The organism is Lacrimispora brassicae, assembly GCF_054772055.1.
The window spans coordinates 80,674-101,836 of sequence record NZ_BRYH01000062.1 but is presented as its reverse complement, the minus strand read 5'-3'; the positions used below and the strand labels follow the sequence as shown (position 1 = coordinate 101,836).

21 protein-coding genes are annotated in these 21,163 nt (G+C 47.9%); 1 reads left to right on the top strand and 20 read right to left on the bottom strand.

What is annotated here, in order from left to right; translation table 11 throughout:
• Nucleotides 1-42 precede the first annotated feature (42 nt).
• The 9 genes from ACYVD3_RS26510 to ACYVD3_RS26470 all read right to left on the bottom strand — a co-directional run bounded on the left by ACYVD3_RS26510 (nt 43) and on the right by ACYVD3_RS26470 (nt 9,551).
• On the bottom strand, nt 43-1,410 hold the full coding sequence (locus ACYVD3_RS26510; protein WP_460645502.1) for an 8-oxoguanine deaminase: 1,368 nt from the start codon (nt 1,408-1,410) through the stop codon (nt 43-45).
• Between the two features lie 36 nt (nt 1,411-1,446).
• Nucleotides 1,447-2,226 carry a nucleoside phosphorylase gene (locus tag ACYVD3_RS26505; protein WP_460645501.1) on the bottom strand — a complete coding sequence of 260 codons (780 nt, stop codon included), beginning with the start codon at nt 2,224-2,226 and terminating at the stop codon, nt 1,447-1,449.
• A 27-nt stretch (nt 2,227-2,253) separates the two neighbouring features.
• Nucleotides 2,254-3,039 (bottom strand): nucleoside phosphorylase, encoded by a 786-nt coding sequence (locus ACYVD3_RS26500; protein WP_460645500.1) that lies wholly within the window; start codon nt 3,037-3,039, stop codon nt 2,254-2,256.
• The gene (locus ACYVD3_RS26495) at nt 3,026-3,964 is read right to left on the bottom strand and encodes an ABC transporter permease (protein WP_460645499.1); all 939 of its coding nucleotides are present in this window, start codon (nt 3,962-3,964) and stop codon (nt 3,026-3,028) included. Before ACYVD3_RS26495 ends, ACYVD3_RS26500 begins: the two co-directional genes overlap by 14 nt.
• Nucleotides 3,961-5,097 carry an ABC transporter permease gene (locus ACYVD3_RS26490; RefSeq protein ID WP_460645498.1) on the bottom strand — a complete coding sequence of 379 codons (1,137 nt, stop codon included), beginning with the start codon at nt 5,095-5,097 and terminating at the stop codon, nt 3,961-3,963. Before ACYVD3_RS26490 ends, ACYVD3_RS26495 begins: the two co-directional genes overlap by 4 nt.
• Nucleotides 5,087-6,649 (bottom strand): ABC transporter ATP-binding protein, encoded by a 1,563-nt coding sequence (locus ACYVD3_RS26485; protein WP_460645497.1) that lies wholly within the window; start codon nt 6,647-6,649, stop codon nt 5,087-5,089. Before ACYVD3_RS26485 ends, ACYVD3_RS26490 begins: the two co-directional genes overlap by 11 nt.
• 93 nt (nt 6,650-6,742) lie before the next feature.
• Nucleotides 6,743-7,906 (bottom strand): BMP family ABC transporter substrate-binding protein, encoded by a 1,164-nt coding sequence (locus ACYVD3_RS26480; protein ID WP_460645496.1) that lies wholly within the window; start codon nt 7,904-7,906, stop codon nt 6,743-6,745.
• A gap of 107 nt (nt 7,907-8,013) precedes the next feature.
• The gene (locus ACYVD3_RS26475) at nt 8,014-8,781 is read right to left on the bottom strand and encodes a GntR family transcriptional regulator (RefSeq protein ID WP_460645495.1); all 768 of its coding nucleotides are present in this window, start codon (nt 8,779-8,781) and stop codon (nt 8,014-8,016) included.
• The gene (locus tag ACYVD3_RS26470) at nt 8,778-9,551 is read right to left on the bottom strand and encodes a nucleoside phosphorylase (RefSeq protein WP_460645494.1); all 774 of its coding nucleotides are present in this window, start codon (nt 9,549-9,551) and stop codon (nt 8,778-8,780) included. The genes ACYVD3_RS26475 and ACYVD3_RS26470 overlap by 4 nt, the downstream gene beginning before the upstream one ends.
• 598 nt (nt 9,552-10,149) lie before the next feature.
• Between ACYVD3_RS26470 and ACYVD3_RS26465 the strand changes: the two genes are divergently transcribed.
• Complete coding sequence (locus tag ACYVD3_RS26465; protein WP_460645493.1) at nt 10,150-11,022, top strand: Cof-type HAD-IIB family hydrolase; 873 nt, start codon at nt 10,150-10,152, stop codon at nt 11,020-11,022.
• A gap of 69 nt (nt 11,023-11,091) precedes the next feature.
• On the opposite strand, the gene ACYVD3_RS26460 is transcribed toward ACYVD3_RS26465, so the two are convergent.
• The 11 genes from ACYVD3_RS26460 to ACYVD3_RS26410 all read right to left on the bottom strand — a co-directional run bounded on the left by ACYVD3_RS26460 (nt 11,092) and on the right by ACYVD3_RS26410 (nt 20,996).
• Nucleotides 11,092-12,186: a DUF871 domain-containing protein gene (locus ACYVD3_RS26460; RefSeq protein WP_460645589.1), complete on the bottom strand. Its 1,095-nt coding sequence runs from the start codon at nt 12,184-12,186 to the stop codon at nt 11,092-11,094.
• Between the two features lie 75 nt (nt 12,187-12,261).
• A complete protein-coding gene (locus ACYVD3_RS26455; protein ID WP_460645492.1) occupies nt 12,262-12,936 on the bottom strand; it encodes a GntR family transcriptional regulator in 675 nt (224 codons plus the stop codon).
• A gap of 20 nt (nt 12,937-12,956) precedes the next feature.
• Complete coding sequence (locus ACYVD3_RS26450; protein WP_460645491.1) at nt 12,957-13,460, bottom strand: DUF3284 domain-containing protein; 504 nt, start codon at nt 13,458-13,460, stop codon at nt 12,957-12,959.
• 19 nt (nt 13,461-13,479) lie between these two features.
• Nucleotides 13,480-14,859 carry a glycoside hydrolase family 1 protein gene (locus ACYVD3_RS26445; protein ID WP_460645490.1) on the bottom strand — a complete coding sequence of 460 codons (1,380 nt, stop codon included), beginning with the start codon at nt 14,857-14,859 and terminating at the stop codon, nt 13,480-13,482.
• Nucleotides 14,860-14,873: 14 nt separating this feature from the next.
• Nucleotides 14,874-15,020, bottom strand: a complete 147-nt coding sequence (locus tag ACYVD3_RS26440; RefSeq protein WP_460645489.1) for an LPXTG cell wall anchor domain-containing protein — start codon at nt 15,018-15,020, stop codon at nt 14,874-14,876.
• 104 nt (nt 15,021-15,124) lie between these two features.
• On the bottom strand, nt 15,125-16,516 hold the full coding sequence (locus ACYVD3_RS26435; RefSeq protein ID WP_460645488.1) for a PTS sugar transporter subunit IIC: 1,392 nt from the start codon (nt 16,514-16,516) through the stop codon (nt 15,125-15,127).
• A 61-nt stretch (nt 16,517-16,577) separates the two neighbouring features.
• Nucleotides 16,578-16,883: a PTS sugar transporter subunit IIB gene (locus ACYVD3_RS26430; RefSeq protein ID WP_460645487.1), complete on the bottom strand. Its 306-nt coding sequence runs from the start codon at nt 16,881-16,883 to the stop codon at nt 16,578-16,580.
• A gap of 206 nt (nt 16,884-17,089) precedes the next feature.
• Nucleotides 17,090-18,424 carry a 6-phospho-beta-glucosidase gene (locus ACYVD3_RS26425; RefSeq protein ID WP_460645486.1) on the bottom strand — a complete coding sequence of 445 codons (1,335 nt, stop codon included), beginning with the start codon at nt 18,422-18,424 and terminating at the stop codon, nt 17,090-17,092.
• A gap of 89 nt (nt 18,425-18,513) precedes the next feature.
• Nucleotides 18,514-18,846 carry a PTS lactose/cellobiose transporter subunit IIA gene (locus ACYVD3_RS26420; protein WP_460645485.1) on the bottom strand — a complete coding sequence of 111 codons (333 nt, stop codon included), beginning with the start codon at nt 18,844-18,846 and terminating at the stop codon, nt 18,514-18,516.
• 90 nt (nt 18,847-18,936) lie between these two features.
• On the bottom strand, nt 18,937-19,980 hold the full coding sequence (locus ACYVD3_RS26415) for a M42 family metallopeptidase (RefSeq protein ID WP_460645484.1): 1,044 nt from the start codon (nt 19,978-19,980) through the stop codon (nt 18,937-18,939).
• A 125-nt stretch (nt 19,981-20,105) separates the two neighbouring features.
• A complete protein-coding gene (locus ACYVD3_RS26410; RefSeq protein ID WP_460645483.1) occupies nt 20,106-20,996 on the bottom strand; it encodes an AraC family transcriptional regulator in 891 nt (296 codons plus the stop codon).
• Between the last annotated feature and the right edge of the window lie 167 nt (nt 20,997-21,163).

Genomic DNA, 21,163 nt, shown 5'->3' with positions numbered 1-21,163 from the left:
TAAAATCTATTCCCTCATCCAGGGCAGGGATGGGCTGGCCTGCTACAGGGATTTTTTTATAAATTTCTGAAAGCTGTCCTGAGCCGCCTTCTGAGTCTTTTCTTCGTCGATGGTGACCAGCCGTCCCTTTTCCACTGTGATCCTTCCATTGATCACCGTATAGTCAACCGGCCCCTTAAGCCCCACCGTTGCCAGAACTGCCTTTGGATCCTCCATGGCTCCCACCAGTTCAAAGCGTCTGGTATCCACAAGGAAAAAATCCGCTGCCTTTCCCGGCTCCAGGGTGCCGATGTCATCCCTTCCCAGTATCCTGGCTCCTCCGGCAGTTGCAAGCTTTAACAGCTCATATCCTCCGGGGGCTTTGTGACCGTATTGCAGCCGGTGCAGCAGATACCCCACTCTCATTTCCTCCAGCATATTGGAACCGTCATTGCTTGCACTGCCGTCTACCGCAAGACCTACAGGGATCCCAAGGTCCAGCATCTCCGGGATCCTGGCCACTCCTGAGGAAAGCTTCATGTTGGAAATGGGACAGTGGGCCACTCCTGTCCCTGTCCTGGCAAGGGTTTTTAACTCTTCATCATTAAAATGGATCCCATGGGCAAACCATACATCCTTTCCCAGCCAGCCCAGGCTTTCCATGTATTCTAAGGGCCTCATTCCATAGGCTTCCACCGTAAACCGCTCTTCATCCTTTGTCTCCGCCAAATGAGTGTGCAGACGCACGCCAAGGCTTCTGGCCAGCTTTGCCGACTCCTTCATTAAATCAGAGGTCACGCTGAAGGGGGAGCAGGGTGCAAGGGCTACCTGTCTCATGGAAAAAGGAGCCGGATCGTGAAACTCCTCCACCAGCCTCATGGAATCCTTTAATATGGCATCTATATTCTGGACCACAGAATCCGGGGGCAGGCCTCCATCCTTTTTGCTTAAGGACATACTTCCTCTGGATACATGCATCCGTACTCCTAACTGGCCAGCCGCTTCCAACTGGGATTCAATGATCCCGTTCCTGCCTTCCGGGAATACGTAATGATGATCAAAACAAGTGGTACAGCCATTTTTCATCAGCTCCCCCATTCCCAGAAGGGAGGTAAAACGGACCACCTCTTCATCCAGGTTCTTCCACAGTTCATAAAGGGTTATCAGCCAGGGGAAAAGCTCCATGGACTGGACCTGGGGCAGGTTGCGGGTAAAGATCTGGTATAAATGATGGTGGGTATTGACTAACCCCGGATACATGGACATGTTGGTTCCGTCAAGTATGGTATCCGCCTGCCATTCCTTGTGGCCCATATCAATGATCCTGCCGTCTTCTATGTATACATTGGTATGTTCAAGCACCCGATCCTGTGAATCACATGTTACGATATAACGGACATTTTTTAATAGTATTGAATTTTTATTTTTCATTATTCCCTCTTTTCTAACCGGTTCCGGTACGGCCGTTTACGCGCCGTATGAACGGTCTTTCCTGTCCTTCTTAATGATCTGTGTCATTGCCTCGATTCCTACCTGGATGGCCCGGTCCTCCCACTCTCTTGGATAGTCCTTATGATCATTGGTGTAGCTCTTGTAGTTGGTGGCGCTGATCATGACGGAGGACATTCTGATGCCCAGGGAGGCGGCTGCCAGGAACAAGGTAGCACATTCCATGCTGGAATTGGTTGCTCCCCCCTTTTCGTAAGCCTCCCATTTGCTCTTCAGCTCATAATACACCGGCTTTGTCTCAGGGGAAACCTCTGTATAAAAGGAATCCTTTGAAATAGTCACTCCTATATTATAAGGAATATTGAGTTTCCCTGCCGCTGCCTCCAGTTCCTTCACCATCTCATAATCCGGTATTGCCGGGAACTCTTCCGGCAGATAATGAAGCCCTGTTCCTTCCATCCTCACCGCCCCGTTAGGGATGATCACATCCCCAACCTTGACCTTTGGAGAGGTGGATGCACAGGAGCCTATTCTCATCATGGTATGAGCGCCGCATTCATATAATTCCTCTACGGCAATGGCCGAGGAAGGTCCGCCGATCCCTGTGCTGGTAACGGAAACGGTCACGCCTGCCAGGGTTCCTGTGTAAGTAAGATATTCCCTGTTATGGGCTATTTTCACCGGGTTATCAAAATAAGCCGCTATTTTAGCCGCCCGCTCCACGCTTCCCGGCAAGAATACATACTGTCCTATCTGATCTTTGGTGACGCTCAGATGCATCATCCTTTTTTCCTGCATATCCTGTCTTCCCCTGTTCTTTCCTATTTATAATGGAATATTCAATGACTTCTCCTTATCAAAGCGGCAGATTGCCTCAAGCACCACCCGGATCTCATCATCCCAGCCGGCTGCCAGTCCCGTATTCTCTGTTTCATAGATTACGTCCCCTGTGACAATATTGCCGGATACGGCACTGATCATGGCCCCTCTTACCTTCCGGCGGTGGCAGACCGTATACAGGGCGGAGCTTTCCATCTCAACATTTAAGCAGCCAAGCTTTGATAATTTCTCGATCCATTCCTCGGTTTCTCCGTAGAACGCATCATCGGTGGCATTGATGCCATAATAGAGGCTGCCGGAAATCTCATCCTTCATGGCCTTTGCCGTGTCGATCAGCACTCTTGTCAAATCAAAATCCGGTACCGCCGGGAAACAGTCCGGCATGTAAAACCTGGAGGTTCCTTCATTTTTCATGGAAGCGGTGGAAATCATCAGATCGCCGATTTTAATCCCCTCCTGAAGCGCTGCGCTGCTTCCGATCCGGATAAGACATTTTGCGCCGATATTGATCAGTTCTTCCGCTGCAATGGCTGCCGACGGGCAGCCCATTCCCGTTGAGGTGACGGAAATCTTTACCCCTTTATAATATCCTGTAAAGGTGCGGTGTTCCCGGTTATTGGCCACCAGCCTGGCATCCTCCAGATATTTTGCCACCCTGTCAGAACGGGCCGGATCGCCTGGAAGCAAAACATATTCGCCGATGTCTCCCGGACTTAAATGGATGTGGTACTGTCTTTTTCCAATGGTTTTTTCATCTTTATTTAATGACATTTTGCTGTATCTCCTTATTTTTCTTATTTTTTTTTCGCTGCTTTTGGATGGAGTAAACGGTCAGACCTAAAATGGTGGCCCCATAAGGCAGCATCTGCACAAACTCCGACGGAATCTGTAAAAGCTGCAGGATATTGGAAAGGCCGTCAAAGAAGGAAAATACCATGGATGAGATCAAGGCTCCCACAGGATTTGCCTGCCCCATGGCACAGGCCGCAAGTGCGATAAAGCCACGGCCGGCCACCATATCCCTGGTAAACATGGATAAATAACCCATGGATAAATACATTCCTCCCATTCCCGCCATAACACCACATAATAAAATAGCCAGAAACCGGATCTTAACCACATTCTGCCCTACGCTGGAAGCTGCGCTGGGATTTTCCCCTACGGCCCTCATCCGAAGCCCCATGGGAGTACGGTATAAAAAGACCGATATGACGATTACCATGAGAAAGGCAAAGTAGGTGATCACATTGTGGCCGGATAAAACATCTCCCACCACAGGAATATCCTTAATGACGGGAATGTTCACCGCGGGAAAGCTGAAGCTTTTTAAGGATGAACTGGAGCCTTTTTCCCCTGTTGCAAGCTGGAGCACAAAGACCGTAAGCCCTCCGGCAATGGTGTTGATTGCCGTACCGCATAAAACGGCATTGGCCTTTAACATCAGATGGAAGTATGCAAAAAACCCGCTTACGATCAGGGCCGCACCTACACCTGCCACAAGTCCCCAAAACAAATTTCCTCCCCATGCGCTTCCCAGGACCCCGAACAGGGCGGAAATGAGCATGATCCCATCTAATCCAAGATTGACCACTCCCGTTCTTTCGCAGATCACTGCCCCCAGGGAAGTGAGTAAAATAGGAGTTGCCACACGGATCCACATAAAAAGGAAATCCATGATAAATGAATAATCAATCATTTACTACTTCTCCTTTCATTATTACCGTCCACGCTTTTTGGACATAGTGGTATACCCGCAGGGTGTTTCATTCCTGTTTCTGCCTTTGCAGCTTCTACGATCATTCTCTGCTTCCATTTTTTAAGCAAAGCCTCGGCTGCGATCATCAGTATCATGACTCCCTGGATGATCTTTACCACCTCGCTGCTGACATCGCTGTTTCTTGCCATGATGTTTGCCCCCACATTGAGATATCCCATAAAGAGAGCTGCCAGAGGCACCAGGAGGGGATTATTTCTGGCAAGCAGGGCCACGGCAATTCCGGTCCAGCCATATCCCGGGCTTGCAGTCCATTTAAACCGGGTATACATGCCTAAAATCTCTGCCCCGCCGCCCACTCCCGCCAGGGCTCCTGCGATCACCTGGGAAGCTAACATGATGCCGGTGACCTTTATTCCCGAATAGTTTGCAAACTTCGGATTGTTTCCCACGATTCTCAGTTTCATTCCAAAGGTGGTGTGGAAAAGCAGGAAATAAGTGAGCAGGCAGAGGACCACCGCAAGAATGATTCCGGCGTGGATCCTGGTACCTTCTATGATCACCGGCAGCATAGAGGTGTCCAGAAATGCAATGGAAGCAAGGCTTGAGCTGCTGATCTCACGAAAATAGTAGCTTACCATGTAGATGGCAAAAAACTGGACGATATAATTTAGCATCAGAGAGGTCACAACTTCTGAAACCTGCCATTTCATTTTTAACAGAGCAGGGATCAAGGCTGCGGTTGCGCCCATGGCTGCAGCCACCAGCAATGCCACTGCCGAATGGATTCCCCCAGGCAGGGAGATGGAGGTTGCAACCATCATTGCGCCAAGGGTTCCGATGAAAAAAGCGCCCTCTGCGATCATGGAAAACTGCCCGGCTCCAAAGATCAGGATAACGGCCAGGGCCGTGAACATTAAGGGGGCTGCTGCCTCCACAATATTGCCGATACGGCGAAAGGAAGTAAAGGGACCGATAAAAAAGCTGAAAAAAGCATTCATCGGTTCAGAACTGGTTCCTAATACAATGACCGTGACCAGACCGCAGGACACCAGAATTGTGATCATCAGCTTTGCAATATCCACGATCAGGTGTATTCGTTTGTTACTGTCCATGACAAACCTCCTTTATCTCTGCATCAGACTGCTTTTCAATGCCAAGCATATATTTTCCCAGCTCCAGCTCGCTGATCATCCCTGCATCAGGAAAATACGCCACGATCTGGCCTTCATGCATGACCATGATGCTGTCAGATAATCCCAGTACTTCATTTAAGTCCGAGCTGATCAGCAATACGGATTTCTTGTTATCTCTCATTTTAATCAGCTTTTTCCGGATGAATTCGGTGGCTCCCACATCCACGCCTCTGGTAGGCTGGTTGGCAATGATGACCTTAGGATCACTGGACAATTCCCGGGCCAGTACTGCCTTTTGGATATTGCCGCCGGAAAGACTGTCGATCCTCACATCCGGATTTTTGCACAACACCTGATATTCCCTTGCCACATCAAGCCCGTATTGCTTTACCCTGCGCTTGTCAATGATCCCTCCCTTTGAAAACTGCCTGGAAGAAATTTTATCGGAAAGGGCATTTTCTGTAATGGACAGCGCAGGGGCCACGCCTGCGGTCATCCGGTCCTCCGGAATATGAGAAACAGAAAGCCCCCGGATCTCCTTGATGCTGCTGCCGGAAATTTCCTTGCCGCACAGCTCAATGGAGCCGGAATTATACTTTCGAAGCCCTGTCAGGGCTTCCGCCAGCTCTGATTGGCCGTTGCCCTCCACACCTGCGATCCCAAGAATCTCCCCTTCTCTCAAAAGAAAGGACAATTTGTTTACATAAGCCTTCCCGCTTTCACCGGCAATGCTTAAATCCTTTACCTTGATGGTTGGATTCCCCATCTTGGGCGGCTTTTTCTCAATGTTCAGTATAACGTCTCTTCCTACCATAAGGTTGGAGATGTCCTGTTCCGTCACATCCTTCATATCATACAGGCCCATGGACCTTCCCTGGCGGATGATGGAAATCCTGTCGCACAGCTCTTTTACTTCGTTCAGCTTATGGGAAATAAATATTATGGTATAGCCGCTGTTTTTAAGCCGTTTCAGTTCCTCAAATAATTCGGTGGTTTCCTGTGGGGTCAACACTGCGGTAGGCTCATCCAGGATGAGTATCTTCGCTCCCCGGAACAGGGCTTTTAAGATCTCCACCTTTTGCTTTTGGCCCACGGTCAGCTCCTGAATCTTTGCCCTTGGATTGATCTGCATATTGAACTTATCCGCCATCTCCTCTACCTGCTTGTGGGCATTCTTTCTGTCGATCAGCAGGCCCTTTCTGGGTTCTGCCCCCAGGATGACATTCTCCGCAACCGTAAGGGAAGGGACCAGCATAAAATGCTGATGTACCATTCCGATCCCCAGGCTGATGGCTAATTGGGGGGAAGTAATGATGGTTTTTACACCATTGACGTAGATATCCCCTGAGGTCGGCTGTTCTTCGCCAAAAATGATTTTCATTAAAGTGGATTTTCCTGCCCCGTTTTCCCCGGACAACGCATGGATTTCTCCGGCATGTACAGAGAAGTTGATCCCCTTATTCGCCATTACGCCATTGGAGTATACTTTAACGATATTTTCCACCCGCAATACTTCTTTTTTCTCTTCCATCCTTTTACTCCTTAAAAATCCTTTTGGAAAAAGCAGCAGCAAAGTCAAGGCGATTATATCTTTTGCTGCTGCCCTATGGTTTCAATGACAGGCTTATTTCATGCTGTCACGCAATGCGGAGACTTCTTCCGTAGTCATTTTCATGGCACTTCCCACGGTAATTTCACTCTTGATGATCTTGTCCTTTACTGAATCAAGATTCTTCTTAACATCCTCAGGAACGATGCTGTTAAAGTTATCATTCTCAGCCAGGCCCACAGCGCCGCTGTCAAGACCCAGGGCATATGTCTGGTCACAGGTCATGGAACTGTCCACAAGGCCCTTTGCTGCTGTAACAAGGGAATCTCCCACATTTTTTAAGGTAGAGGTGAGAATGTTCTTTGCGATCTCAGGGTTGGTATCCTTTAGCTGGGTATATAAGTCCTGGTCACAGGCGATTAAGTATTTGTCAACGTTGCTGGCTGCAGTTGCCGCGCCCAGAATACTCTGGGAAGCCGGTGCATATACGATCTGAGCTCCCTGATTGTATAACTGGGTGGTCATTTCCAGACACTTTGGTACATCCTCAAAGGAACCTACATAGGAGGGAATCACCCTGATGGTTGGATCTACGTATTTCACGCCTTCCAGATATCCCACCAGGAAGTCATTGATGTTTGCCACATCCATGGAACCGATAAAACCTAAAGTCCTCTTGGAAGCATCGATCTTTTTATCGCCGGAGTCAAGCATCTGGGCAGCCAGGACTCCTGCCAGGAAGGAGCCCTGGTTGGAATTGTATGTAATGCCCATCATATTTCCCTCGGTTACCACACTCCGGTCCACATCGCTGTCAAAGAAGATATACTTTTTGTCAGGATACTGGGCGGCTGTATTCTGGGCCACCTCCTTCACCGACCAGGTGCCTGCAATAACAACATCCCAATCCTGCTCGGATACATCTGTGAAATGCCCTTCATAGCTGGTCTCGTCACGGCCCATTTCAACCACCTTTATGTCGGCTCCAAGCTCATCTCTCATACGGTAAAGGCCGCTGGCAGCGGAGTCGTAAAAGCCTTTGTCCCCTAAGTTTCCGTTTACCAGATACACCGCCTTTAACGGCTTTGCGGGAGTCTTCTCTCCGCCTGCTGTATCTGTTTCCTTTGTTTGCTCCTGTGCTCCGGCAGTGGTCTGAGCGCTGTTATTTGTTTTGCCGCATGCGGTGAGCATGGTACAGGCAAGTGCTCCTGCCATAATCAGACTTAACGTTTTTTTCATTCCCTTTCTCCTTTCAGTTGCTGAATCATTTCCGTTGGTTTTGCAGCATATTTAAAAAGAGCTTCTCCTCCCGCCTGTAACCCATTGGCTGGCCTTCCCCTTTTTAATTACAAATGAGACTTACGCTCCATGGAAAAACGGTATTTGCTTCCCAGAAGCTGGTGCTTGGCATAGCTAAGCTGCCTGTCCCCCTCATCCACCAGGATCTCTTCCACAATAATGACCGGTTCATTTTTATTGATTCCTGCAATGTAGGAATCTGCATCCGCATTCATAACGTTGAATACGGTCTTCGCCCGCTTAGCCAGCCGGTACAGCCCATAGGTGTTGAATTCCTTCATTTTTTCTATATCATTCACATCAAGCTGGAACTTCTCAATATGCTCCGCATCAAAGATGGTGACCGTGTTTGCCATCTGCCTTCCATTGGAAAAATAATCCGTACTGGTAGAAACCATTAGATCTCCCGGCTTTTTATAGCCCAGCTCATGGGCAACGTAAACGCCGCAGGGCTGGTACTGGGCAGAAACCCTGATTTCATCAATGGCATCCACACAGTTTTCAATGCAAGGGTTAAACAGCCACTGAAAGCCGTCCTTGTATTGCAGCGCATGTGTGGCAACCACAGCCTGTTTCCCCTGGGTCTTATTTATGTATCCATCCTCTTCCAGCTTTCTCATAGCCATTCTGACTGTGCCGCGGCTGACCTTCCAGTAATCAGCCAGCTTATTTTCACTTGGAACAACATCTCCTGCCTTGATCACGCCTTCTACGATTAAATTGAAAATAATATCATAAATTTTTACGTAGTTGGGCATGACCAGATTTTCTGAAATGTCCTCCTCTAAAAGCGGCAGCTTGTTGCAGTCCATCATACCAATTCCCCCACTAGATCATTTTTTATTATAGCTCTCATCGCCTCAATGCCAACCAGGATCACCCTGTTTTCCAGTTCAATAAGCGGTACCCTGTCCTCCTGTGAAGTCTCTTTATAATCGGTGGCGCTTACTAAAACAGAGGCCGCCCGGACCCCCAAGCTGGCCGCAACCAGAAACAGGGTGGAACATTCCATGCTGGTGGAGGTGGCTCCGCCTGCCTCGTATGCGCTCCATTTATGAAGAAGTTCATCCTTTACCGGCTTTTTCTCCGGCTGGGTCTGACTGTAAAAGGATGCTTTTGTGATGGTGACTCCCACATTGTAAGGCATGTTCAGCCTTTTGGAGGCTGCCTCCAGCTCTTTGATCATGAAAAAATCCGGAACTGCAGGAAACTCCACCGGAAGGTAATGATTGCCCACGCCTTCCATCCTTATGGCTCCGTTGGGAATCACAATATCCCCTGTTTTCACCTTTGATGAGGTGGAAGCCCCGGAACCGATGCGAAGCATGGTATCCCCGCCGCATTGGTAAAGCTCCTCCATGGCAATGGCGGCGGACGGTCCTCCGATGCCCGTACTGGTAACAGCCACCCTTGTTCCGTCCAGTTCCCCTACAAAGGTCCTGAACTCACGGTTGTATGCAATCTCTCTTGGGTTGTCAAAATGAGCGGCTATCTTTTCCGCCCGCTCCGGGCTTCCCGGCAGAAAAATATACCGGCCCACATCGCCTTTGGAGATCCCGATATGCATCATCTTTAATTTTTCCATCTTCTCCTCCTTTTGCTGTATTTTCATCGCTTCTAACTTGGCAGCCAAGTTGTTGGCATTAGAATATCACTTGGCTGCCAAGTTGTCAATAGGTTTTCTTTCAAAATTCGTTTTTTTAAGTGCAAAGTATATAAAAAAATGTAAATATTTTCGTTTTTAATAGATATTATTCAGATATATGGAAATATTTTTCATTAAATAATTGTGTAAATTATCACATTAATTATAACAATATTTCAAAAAACCAGGCACAGTACCATGTCCTCCTTCCTGCCAAGAGAAGGATTCCACGGATAAAAGCCTGGGAAACAGAACTGGAAACCTGGTCCAGAGGACCAGGAAGTATGGGAAAAAGCGGATACAGTCAGCCGAAAACATGCATCACTCGTCTGTGGTGCCACAAAAGGAAGGAAAAGCCATGGCTGATTTAAAAGCGATATGTGGGGATTGTAAAAAAGAAAAGGAAAATGTATGGCCGGGATATGAAATCTGATGAAATTAGGACTCTCCGGCCCCTCTGCATTGACGAACCGGTTAATTTAGGATAAGCTTAGTATAAGCATACCAATATATCAACAGATAAAGGAGATTACCTGCCATGAGCATCCGACTGATCGCCTCCGATATGGACGGCACACTTTTAAACCCTCAGACCAAAATTACAAAAGCCAATGCAGATGCGATCCGCAGGCTTGAAAGCGCCGGCATTGAATTCTTAATCTGCAGCGGACGGGATTATGAAGACGCCAGAGCCGCTATGGAGGCCTGTGATATTACGTGCAGCTACATCTGCTTAAGCGGAGCTACCGTATACAGTCAGGATGGCGAAACTCTGAATGAGGTTCCTCTCACCCCTCAGAACCTGGTGGATATTGAACGGATCCTTCAGTCGCAGCAGGCGGATATGGATATTATGGCCTCGGATGGGCGGTATACCACTGCCCCCAAAGACCGGAGACAGAAGGAACTGTATTCCTTTTTAAGCGGCAGGGCCGGGTCCTCTGCTTCCATTTCCCCGGAGATTGAAGATGCAGTAAAGAAGCGGCTGGAATCCATGACCTTTGTTTCTTCCCTTAAGGAGCTTCCTGATGATATTACAATATTTAAAATATGCAGCAACGGGCTTCCTGTCCATAAGGTTGCGGCATTAAAGGAAATCTTCGCAGACTATCCGGATCTGGCAGCGGCCTCTTCCTTCCCCAATAACATTGAGCTGACCAACCAGGCCGCCCAGAAAGGGCCTGCCCTAAAAGCTTATGCGGAAAGCAAGGGAATCTCCCTTGAGGATGTGATGGTCCTTGGAGACAGTGACAATGACTTATCCATGTTCACACCGGAATTCGGTTGGACTGTTGCCATGGAAAACGCCATGACCTGCATCCGGGACGCGGCAAAATACCATACAAAATCCAATTCGGAAGACGGAGTTGCATGGGCCATACAAAGGCTGGTGTTCCAGGAAAATATATAGGCTTAACAGGAAAAAGCCGGAAGAGACAGTTGAATTTCCCACTGTCTCCTCCGGCTTTTAAAAAACAAATCACACTTCTGTAAAGCCAAAGACTTTCCATGGTGCAATATAATCTAACAGCACCAGTTCATAATCCGGTATATGGCCGATCACATTCTTTCGCCCGTCATTTGGCATATCCTTTAAAACAACGTGGAGTTCCCCTTTGTAGCGGGAATATCCGTCATTTAATATCACAACATCCCCCCGCTTTAAATCCCGGGTATTGGCCGGAAGAATGGTTTTATCTGCAAATGATATTCTGGGCCAGGTGGACCGCACCATGTATTCGCTGATATCGCCTCTGATCACATGCTGCAGGTCAAAGTAGAGAATCTCCCGTTCCGTCTCCGTCAGTTCCTTTTCCAGGCAAAGGCCAAACATCAGCTTTCCTGGCATCACTGAAGCACAGGCCTTTAATTCCTCCTCAGAAGCATAGGCGTTGGCGATGATCACGTCATCCACCATACGGGTTGCAAGCAAATGCCGCACCTGGGCATCCACAGGCAGTCCTCTGTGCATCTCCAGAGTACACAGGCCCTCATTCACCGGCCAGGGTCCAAAAGTGCCCTCATTGTTGCTGGATACGAAAGCCGCCACCTTAAGGCCGTGCTTCTTCATTTCCCGGTTGCAGAAATCAAAATGTTCCAGGCTGATCCCCGTATATTTCTGAGGATAAAAGTTGTGGCAGGTAATGATCCGTTCCGGTACAGGATGATGGTTCATGATGTTCGTCACATAGCTTGGATCTGTGCTGGCGTTAAGCTCAATCTTCAGCCCTTCCTTGTTATAGCTCATGGCGGTTTCCTTCATGCCGTCAAAACCTTCATCCAGCCGGATCCCATCGGCATGCATTTCCTTAAAGGGAGCCAGATTATCATAGGTTGCCCCCAGCACTTTAAAAACAGGAGGCGCCACATCCAGGATCACCTCCATCCCGGACTCATGGGCCGTATCAATCATATCCCGAAACTCATTGATGATCTCATCTTTGTCTTTATTTCCCACGCTTAACAGGCAGGTAAAAATCCGCTGAAACCCGTATTTTCCTGCCAGCCTGATATATTCTTTATCCCGTTCCGGAGTGGAATGCTCCGGATACAGGGAAATCCCAAGTCTTCCCATCATTAATCTCCTTTCAGTCCTCTTGCCCATGCTTCCTGGGCATAAAGGTATACCCGAAGGGTATTTCCATTCCTGTTAAGTGGTTATCTCAATGATCTTTTCAAAGGGGTTGTTAAACTCCCTGATATACACCACCGGGGTGCCGCTTTTGCTTACAATGATGCTTTCAACCATGATAATGGGAGTATTCAGCTTTACATGAAGCAGGTTGATATATTTTACAGGCACCGTAATGGGAAGGAACTTCTGTGTGACCGATCCTTCGTCAATGTATCCTTTTAAATCCAAAAGCTTATTTAAGTTATTGTAATCACTGTCATTGATCAGGCTTTGGATCAAATAGATTTCCTCCACGCTTAAAGGCTTTCCGTTCTTCTTGTTTAAGCGGACGATCCGGATCATCCGGTCCTCAGGCCCGATCTCAAGATAAGATGCCACCGTTTCGTCGGAAAAGCAGGAACTGAAATAGATCACATTGTAATCATAGGTATCATCTATGGGCTTATTCAGCGTCTCAGCCGATGTGTTTTTCTTCATCAGCCTTTGGTCTGCAACAAAAGTTCCTTTGTTTTTGTCTCTGTATAAAACTCCCTCTTCCACCAGTTCATTCAAAGCATTGCGCACGGTCATCCGGCTGGCTTTATAACGGCCGGCCAACTCCCGTTCTGAGGCAATAGGGGTATTGACAGACGCATCCTTAATTTCTTCCATAAGGTCCTGTTTTATTTTCTGATATTTCGGAGCCCCCATTGTATCACCTCTTATCGCTATTAATTCTCTTTTGCCTCCCGGGGGCAGCCGCCAAATGGATATGCAGGCATATCACCTTGGCTCTCTGCCTTCGTGTGAATAAAGGTTTCCATGGAGGAAAGCATCCTGGAAATCCTCTTTTTTGAACTTCTTTGATAAAGCCAGGAAACAACTTTATAGTTTAAGGAGTTGGAAGTCTTCTCCCCCTCAAATCTCTCTTTGTAGTGTACCACAATGTTTCCGTCTTTACTATCTTGGATCTCATAAAATATGACATTCGTCCCCTGGGAAGAACGGAAATTTGCCTCATAACAACTGGGGGAAACAAACTGTTTGATCACCACATCCACATGGCTCTCCTGTCCCATCCTGTTTTTCATCTTCTTTGTATAGCGGAAACCGGAATAAATCTGGTCTGGACTTACCTTTTTTCCTGTGGCCTGAGTGATATCATAAGCCACCGAAGACGCCAGGCACAAGAAAAATTCCTTTGCCTCTACATTCAGTTTCTGACTTACTTCCATAGTTATCTCCTATTTGCCTCTATTCAAAGCCGTTATTTTCCAGCAGCTTCTCATACCAGCGGCCTGATTTCTTTATGGTCCGCTTCTGAGTCTCTAAATCCAGCTCCACCAGCCCGTAACGGTTCTTGTAGGCGTTGAGCCATGACCAGCAGTCCACAAAGGTCCATACATGATAACCGATACAATTGCTTCCTTCTTCCATCCCCTTATGAAGCCAGGTCAGATGTTCCTTATAGAATTCAATGCGGTAGTCATCCTGTATCATGCCATCTACCCTGAAACGCCCCTCATTCTCCACGCCCATGCCGTTTTCCGTGACCATCCATTCAATGTTCCCATAATTGTCACGGATGTTCCGGGCAATGTCATATAAGCCTTTGGGATAGATTTCCCACCCCCGGTAGGGATTCATCCGTTTGCCGGGCATATCATAAATATCAAAATAATATTCCGGAGTAAAGGGAGCCGCCGGATTGGGAAGGCTGGCCTTTGCACAGACCCGGAAGGGATGGTAATAGTTCACTCCCAGAAAATCCACCGTGTTTTGGCGGATGACCTCCAAATCCTCTGAGGCAGCCTCTGGCAGAAGCTCATGCTTTTTAAGGAGAGCCACCAGCTCCGGATCATAAGTCCCCTTCACAGCCGGATCCATGAAACTCTTATTCTGGAACAGCTCTGCAATCCCGGCCGCCTTCTCATCCTCTGGATGGGAACTTCTGGGATATGCCGGGGTCAGATTCAGGATGATCCCGATCTTTCCTCCCTGCTTCATGGCGTGGTATTCCCTTACTGCAAAAGCGCTGGCAAGAGCCGTATGATAGGCCACGGCAGCCGCCCCTTTGGGATCCACCCTGCAGGGATAATGGTAACACTGGAGGTATCCGCACTCCACATGGACAATGGGCTCATTAAAGGTGAACCAGTGCTTGACCAAATCCCCAAACAGGTTAAAGCAGGTCCAGGCATATTCCTTATAATAATCCACGACTTCTCTGTTTTCCCAGCCCCCTATCTCCTGAAGTTTCACCGGCATATCAAAATGGTACAGATTCACAAACGGCTCGATCCCCTGCTCCTTTAATTCCAGAAACAGGCTGCGGTAAAATCCTGCGGCCTTTTCATTTACTTCCCCAAATCCCTGGGGAAACAGACGGGACCAGCTAATGGAGGTCCGGAAAGAATTATGGCCTGTCTGCTTCATCAGCCGGATATCTTCCTTATAATTCCGGTAAAAGGCAGAGGTGGTTCCGGGGCCGATGGCTCCATGGAATTTAAAGCTCTCCTCCTCGTACCACAGGTCCCAGATATTCTTTCCTTTTCCGTCATTTTCTGTGCTTCCCTCGCACTGGGTAGCGCTGGTAGCGCTGCCAAAATAAAACCCTTCCGGAAACTTGATCATCCTATCATACCCCCTTATTTCTTCCTCTTTATCAGCATGACTGCACCCAGCAGTACGAATACCAGACCAACGGTCATATACATGGCAGAGGATGGAAGCTGGGGTGATGCAGTAATGAGCAGACAGCCAATGGCAATTAAAAATACAGTCCAGCTTTTCATGGAAAACTCCACCCTTCTTTCTCGTTTTACAGGGAAAAGCCGCCAAATCAGTTCTGTCAGGACAACCCCTGCGAACTGGTCTGGCAGCTCCTTCTTATACTATGCTACGATTCTTCTTTCATCTTGTTTGCCATCATAACAAATGGTGTCCAGATGATAAAAGATATAAACAGGTTGAACAGAGATACCAGCGCCGCCATAAAGTTTCCGCCGGTTGCAAGGAACGCGTAGATGCCTGCAGGCATTACCCATGGTACTGCAACGAATACCGGAGGGATCAGGCCGATGGCAGTTGCGCCGTATGCAATGGTCGCACATATGGGAGGAACGATCAGCCACGGAATTAAGTATACCGGGTTCAACACGATTGGCATACCAAAGGTGATGGGCTCATTGATATTGAATACGCCCATTGGCCAGGACAACTTGGCAATGGCCCTCTGGTCATCTCGCTTTGAGAACAGGAAGATGGCGATGATCAGGCCTAAGGTAATTCCGGAGCCGCCCATCTGGCAGTAAGCATCAAAGGAACCGCGGGTCCATAAGTAAGGAAGGCCGGCAGTGCTCTGGTTGGCAGTAAATGCCTCAATGTTCTGGTTCAGTGCCGTTAAGTAAATTCCATCCATGATAGGAGCCAGTACGTTGTGTCCATGTAAGCCAAAGAACCATAACAACTGAATCAGGAATACCATGAGGATTACGCTGAAGAAGCCCTGTGATAAGCTGAGGAGCGGCCTCTGGATATATTTAAGAACCATTTCATTAATGGTGGAGCCTGTTGCGGTTATGCAGATCTGGGTTAAGATTCCTGCCACATAAATGGCGATCACGCCTGGAACGATTGCTGCAAATGCCTTGCTTACTGCCGGCGGTACAGAATCCGGAAGGTTGATGGTCACCTTCTTCTGCATCAGCTTTATGTAAATCATGGTACAGATAAAACCCATAATCAGTGCGGTAAAGAGGCCGCCGGAACCGGTGTATGCGGAACCTAAATATCCCCAGCCGCTGACTCCGTTTAAAGCCACACCGCCGCCTGTTGTGGCAGCTACATCAAGGCCAAGGCCTTTTAACTGGTCGGCTGCCGCCGCTGCAACTCCCGGAAGCTCATAACTGAAGGAAGCGCTTTGTCCCATACAGGTGACTAAGCTTGCAAATGCAATAACTCCGCCTGCAATGGCATTAACTTCATAGGTTTTTGAAAGGTTGTAACCCAGGGCAAACACAAATGCCAGAGCCAGGATTACGATAGAACCAAAATATACGTTACCATTGACACTGATAATCGGGCCCATTGCTTTGACAAAACCTGTCATTCCTGCCTGATTTGGAAGATCTCTTAAAAATACATTGAGCAAAACTGCAATGGAACCCACCATGGTGATTGGCATGATGGCGATAAATGCATCACGAATGGCGACCAAATGTTTCTGGGATCCGATTCTCGCTGCAATCGGCATAAATCTTGCTTCCATGAATGAATTAAATGCACCCATAACTTTTCTCCCTCTTTTATTATCCCCTGAACTTTTGTAAAGGGGAGTTTCTTTTTCATACCTACCCGTTTAATTTCCCCAGTGCCTGATCCAGGACCTTAGCGCCGTTCATCGTGCCGTAAGCCATCATATCGATGACAAGCACTGGCTTTTCATTTTTGACTCTCTCGTTCATTTTTTTCTCCAGGTAACGAACCTGAGGCCCTAACAAAATGATATCTGCCTTTTTCACTTCCTCAACGGATTCAGCATCTCCCACCGCCCAAATGGTGGCCTCCACGCCTTTTTCTGATGCTGCATCCTGCATTTTTTTCACAAGCATGCTTGTAGACATTCCTGCAGAGCAAACTAATAAAATGTGATTCATCTCGCACCCCTTTCTGTGGTCTAGACCACTTCTTCATACCCATATGATACTATATCATATGCAAAAATACAAGCAAATTCTAAAATTAAAATAAACTTTTTATTTAATTCTCAAAAACTCTACCGTCAACCAGGCAATTATCCCGTTATAATGCCAAAAAAATTGCTGTGAAAAATACTTTTTCAGTCATTTTCACAGCAACTGTCCTATTCCTGTTTTTCCTTCTTAAAGAACTGGGGCAGGTATTTTTTATGGGCTTCCAGCAATTCCCGGACCACTGCATTGGCATCGTGATCGCTCGGGCACAGGGGATTCATATTGAGAGCCGTCACAGCCAGATCCCGGTTTCCGGTAACAGCCGCTTCGCAGACCAGGCGCTCAAAGGTCTTGATGGTTTGTATGGTTCCGTTGATCTGAGGCTTCAGCTCTCCCACTGCAATGGGCTTTGGACCGCCGTTTGTGATGATACAGGCGGCTTCCACCGCACTGTCTGCCGGGAGGTTTGTGACCGCCCCGTTGTTCCGGACGTCCACGTACTGGATATCCCCGGTATTGTTATACAGGGAGCAGATTAAGTTGCAGGCGGCATCGCTGTACCTGGCTCCGCCTCTCATCTCTAACTGCTTTGGCTTTACAGCCAGATTCTCATCCTTGTACAGCCCAAACAATTCCTCCTCCACCTTTTTTACCACTTCCCCTCTGACCCGGCCTTCCTGGTACTCCTTCAGCTCTTCTTCCAACTGCTCCCTGGTAAAGAAATAGTAGTTGTGATAGGGACAGGGGATGCAGTGAAGCCCCCGGATAAATTCCGGCGAAAAGGGCAGGGTGGAAAAATTCTTCATGGAAATGGCATCCTCGGCACTGATGTGCTGGTAGATCTCCAGGATCTCTTCCAGCCTTGACTGTCCATCCACAAATACATCCGTGGCAAAAATATGGTGGTTCAAGCCGGACAGCTCCATGGTCACCCGCTCCGGCTCCACGTTTAACAGCCTGGCAAAGCCATTGACCATATTCACCGGCACATTGCAAAGACCGATTACCCTTTCAAAATCCGTATATCTTAACACTGCCTCTGTAATCATTCCCGCAGGATTGGTAAAGTTGATCATCCAGGCCTCCGGGCAAAGCTCCTTCATATCCTTTACAATATCCAGAATCACCGGAATGGTCCGGAAAGCCTTGAACATACCTGCCGCCCCGTTGGTTTCCTGGCCTATCATGCCGTGGCTTAAAGGAATCCGCTCATCCTTGATCCTGGCATCCAAAAGCCCCACCCTCATTTGCGTTGTCACATAATCCGCATCCTTTAAAGCCTCCCGCCTGTCATAGGACAGGATCACCTTCATGGGAAGCCCCGCCTTTTTTGCCATGCGCTGGGCAAGGGCGCCTACAATCTCCAGCTTTTCCCTTCCCTCTTCAATATCCACCAGCCAAAGTTCCCTTACAGGCAGTTTGTCATAACGTTTGATAAACCCCTCCACCAGCTCCGGCGTATAAGAGGAGCCGCCGCCTATGGTAACGATTTTGATCCCACTCATAATGATTCTCCTTCTCCTGGATTATGACAAACCTCCTTACTCCTGCATTGGATCAGTGTGTAAGAAGGCTGTTTTTGTCAAACGATTCTTTATTTTTCGATCTTATCCTTTAAATCCTTGATCATCCGGTAAAGGTTTAAAATCTCTGCCGCCTGGTCCTTTGCCATCATGGCCATGGTTAAATGGTCCTGGGCATGTACCAGAATAATGTTCACTTCAACAGGATTTCCCTGGGCCTCCTGCTGGATTAAGTCAATCTGGGACTGATGGGCGGATCTCATCTCCCCTTCCGCCTCTTTTAAGTATTTTTCCGCTTCCTCAAAGTTAAATTCCCTGGCTGACTCCATGGCCATCATGGAAAGCGATTTTGAATTTCCAGCGTTCATAATGAGCTGAAACGCAACTGCATAATTCTCATCCATAACAAACTCCCCCTATGCTTAAATTTTGCCTATATACTAGCACAAGAGACTTTTTTTTGCAAGAAAAAGGTGAAAGTGGGAAATAAAGCCTTAAGATCTGCCGTCAAATGGAAGGCCAATAAACCCTTCGATCAGCTTTAACGTCTGCTCCAGTCCTTTCTCATGGGTCCGCTCTGTTCCATGGGAGGCATGGACTCCCGGTCCGATCAATGCCCCGCGGATGTTATGGCCGCCCCTGAGGGCACTTCCTACATCAGAGCCGTAGTGAGGGAACACATCCACCGCATAATCCAGGCCCCTCTCCTTAGCAACAGCGATGAGGCGGTTTGTCATTTCATAGTCATAAGGCCCGGTGGAATCCTGGGCGCAGATGGACACCTTTCTTTCATTTCCGGTCAGGTCATCCCCCAAGGCTCCCATGTCCACTGCAAGGAACTCCTCTATGTCTTCCGGGATCCAGCTTGCGCCAAATCCTACCTCTTCGTAATTGCTGATCACCATCTTAAGGGTCTTTTCCGGCTTGTGTCCGGATTCAGATATATCTTTCAACACTCCCAGGAGGACTGCCACGGAAGCCTTGTCATCCAGATGGCGGGATTTGATAAACCCGCTTGTTGTATGGACGAACATGGGGTCAAAGCTGATGTAATCCCCAGGAGATATTTCAAGGTGCTTTACATCATTGTCACTGTCGGCCAACTCATCCAGGCGTATCTCCATATTTTTCGCCTTTCTCTCCAGAGTCTTGGCATTGTCATAGGTGTGGACAGATGGCTCCTTGGTGAGGATTGTCCCTGTGTAGGTCTTCCCGGTCCTGGTGTGTATTTTACAGTACATCCCTTCGATGGTCTCCATCATGAAACCTCCTACCGGCACAAGGGTGAGCATCCCTTCCGGAGTGATGGAACGGACCATGGCTCCCAAAGTATCCCCATGGGCGGATAAGCCAAGAACCTCCTGCCTCTGTCCGGGAACCTCAATGATCAGGCCTCCTTTCCTGTTGTAAACGGAACAAAAGCCGAATTTTGCGGCTTCCTCCTCAATCGCCTTCATGATCTCCCTGGTGTAGCCGCTGGGGCTTGGGATATTTACGATCTTCTCTAATATTGACACTACATATGACATGGTTTCCATGGTGATCTACCTTCCTCTTCCTTTCATTTTTGTATACTGATGAATCAAGGGGATATGCCTGCATATCCTGTTGGTTCACAAACTCAAGGTTAAAAGATGTTTTTCTTTCAACCTTCATGCTCTTTCTACAAAGAATGCAAACTCCTGTATTCCCTGGGCGTACAGCCATAGCTTCTTAAAAACAGCTTGGAATAATAGCTGAGATGGTTAAAGCCACAGGCAAGGGCCACCTGGGTAATACTGGCAGACGGATCCTTTAAAAGGCCACGGCTGACCTCCAGCCTGTATGTATTTAAAAAATCAATGGGCGACTGCTGAAGATATCGTTTGAAAATAATGCAGCATTTGCTCCGGCATATGCTGCCGGCCGCCGCAATATCCGATAAGGACAGCTTCTCCGTATAATGCTGGTAAATATAAGATACCATATCCTTTTGAGCCGAAAGATCCGAGCCTGTCTGTTCAGCCGTTTCCGGGGACAGGACCTCATAGCGTTCACAAAGCCGCTTCCATAAGGTGAGCATGATCCCTATGACTTCTATTTCGTACGCAACGGATGCCTGCTCCTTTGACAAATAGATCCGGTCAAGCAGGGCCGCCGTTTCCTGCCCATCGCGGCTTAAACCGTCAAAATAAATGTATTCCATGCGCTGATTTTCCATAATCGGAGATATGTATTTCTGGAAAAGCAGTTTATTTCCGGTGAATAGCTGGGGATGAAACAGGATGCAGATGAAATCGCAGTCCTGGCGGTTGAAGGAATAGCCGTAATGCATGTGTCTGGCATTGACCATGATGCAGTCACCCTTTTTCAGCAAGACTCTTTTTCCGTTTATGTGGTAGTTCATCTGCCCCTCTAAAATCCGGACAAATTCCATGTCCTCATGCCAGTGGCAAAGAGCCCTCCAATCCGGATAATCCGACAGCTTTCCCCGCCGGATATAGAGAGGGATCCCCATCTGGTCATAGTGGACGATTTCAGAGGCATCCTGCATGACAATGATGTCCGTCATCATACGTTCCTCACATTCTCTAAATACGATTGTTATAATAACTGAAAAAAATAGTGTTAGATAAGTCAGTCTCAGAGCATTATCATTATATCATACAAATAAGAAATGGGCAAAGAGGGCGGAAAGAAAACTTCTTTCCACCTTGAGTTTCTGGAATCAAGGGGATATAC

What these genes read in the sequence shown, in the direction of transcription:
- ACYVD3_RS26510 (WP_460645502.1), bottom strand. Translation starts at nt 1,410, where the DNA reads ATGAAAAATAAAAATTCAATACTATTAAAAAATGTCCGTTATATCGTA.
- ACYVD3_RS26505 (WP_460645501.1), bottom strand. Translation starts at nt 2,226, where the DNA reads ATGCAGGAAAAAAGGATGATGCATCTGAGCGTCACCAAAGATCAGATA.
- ACYVD3_RS26500 (WP_460645500.1), bottom strand. Translation starts at nt 3,039, where the DNA reads ATGTCATTAAATAAAGATGAAAAAACCATTGGAAAAAGACAGTACCAC.
- ACYVD3_RS26495 (WP_460645499.1), bottom strand. Translation starts at nt 3,964, where the DNA reads ATGATTGATTATTCATTTATCATGGATTTCCTTTTTATGTGGATCCGT.
- ACYVD3_RS26490 (WP_460645498.1), bottom strand. Translation starts at nt 5,097, where the DNA reads ATGGACAGTAACAAACGAATACACCTGATCGTGGATATTGCAAAGCTG.
- ACYVD3_RS26485 (WP_460645497.1), bottom strand. Translation starts at nt 6,649, where the DNA reads ATGGAAGAGAAAAAAGAAGTATTGCGGGTGGAAAATATCGTTAAAGTA.
- ACYVD3_RS26480 (WP_460645496.1), bottom strand. Translation starts at nt 7,906, where the DNA reads ATGAAAAAAACGTTAAGTCTGATTATGGCAGGAGCACTTGCCTGTACC.
- ACYVD3_RS26475 (WP_460645495.1), bottom strand. Translation starts at nt 8,781, where the DNA reads ATGATGGACTGCAACAAGCTGCCGCTTTTAGAGGAGGACATTTCAGAA.
- ACYVD3_RS26470 (WP_460645494.1), bottom strand. Translation starts at nt 9,551, where the DNA reads ATGGAAAAATTAAAGATGATGCATATCGGGATCTCCAAAGGCGATGTG.
- ACYVD3_RS26465 (WP_460645493.1), top strand. Translation starts at nt 10,150, where the DNA reads ATGAGCATCCGACTGATCGCCTCCGATATGGACGGCACACTTTTAAAC.
- ACYVD3_RS26460 (WP_460645589.1), bottom strand. Translation starts at nt 12,186, where the DNA reads ATGGGAAGACTTGGGATTTCCCTGTATCCGGAGCATTCCACTCCGGAA.
- ACYVD3_RS26455 (WP_460645492.1), bottom strand. Translation starts at nt 12,936, where the DNA reads ATGGGGGCTCCGAAATATCAGAAAATAAAACAGGACCTTATGGAAGAA.
- ACYVD3_RS26450 (WP_460645491.1), bottom strand. Translation starts at nt 13,460, where the DNA reads ATGGAAGTAAGTCAGAAACTGAATGTAGAGGCAAAGGAATTTTTCTTG.
- ACYVD3_RS26445 (WP_460645490.1), bottom strand. Translation starts at nt 14,859, where the DNA reads ATGATCAAGTTTCCGGAAGGGTTTTATTTTGGCAGCGCTACCAGCGCT.
- ACYVD3_RS26440 (WP_460645489.1), bottom strand. Translation starts at nt 15,020, where the DNA reads ATGAAAAGCTGGACTGTATTTTTAATTGCCATTGGCTGTCTGCTCATT.
- ACYVD3_RS26435 (WP_460645488.1), bottom strand. Translation starts at nt 16,516, where the DNA reads ATGGGTGCATTTAATTCATTCATGGAAGCAAGATTTATGCCGATTGCA.
- ACYVD3_RS26430 (WP_460645487.1), bottom strand. Translation starts at nt 16,883, where the DNA reads ATGAATCACATTTTATTAGTTTGCTCTGCAGGAATGTCTACAAGCATG.
- ACYVD3_RS26425 (WP_460645486.1), bottom strand. Translation starts at nt 18,424, where the DNA reads ATGAGTGGGATCAAAATCGTTACCATAGGCGGCGGCTCCTCTTATACG.
- ACYVD3_RS26420 (WP_460645485.1), bottom strand. Translation starts at nt 18,846, where the DNA reads ATGGATGAGAATTATGCAGTTGCGTTTCAGCTCATTATGAACGCTGGA.
- ACYVD3_RS26415 (WP_460645484.1), bottom strand. Translation starts at nt 19,980, where the DNA reads ATGGAAACCATGTCATATGTAGTGTCAATATTAGAGAAGATCGTAAAT.
- ACYVD3_RS26410 (WP_460645483.1), bottom strand. Translation starts at nt 20,996, where the DNA reads ATGATGACGGACATCATTGTCATGCAGGATGCCTCTGAAATCGTCCAC.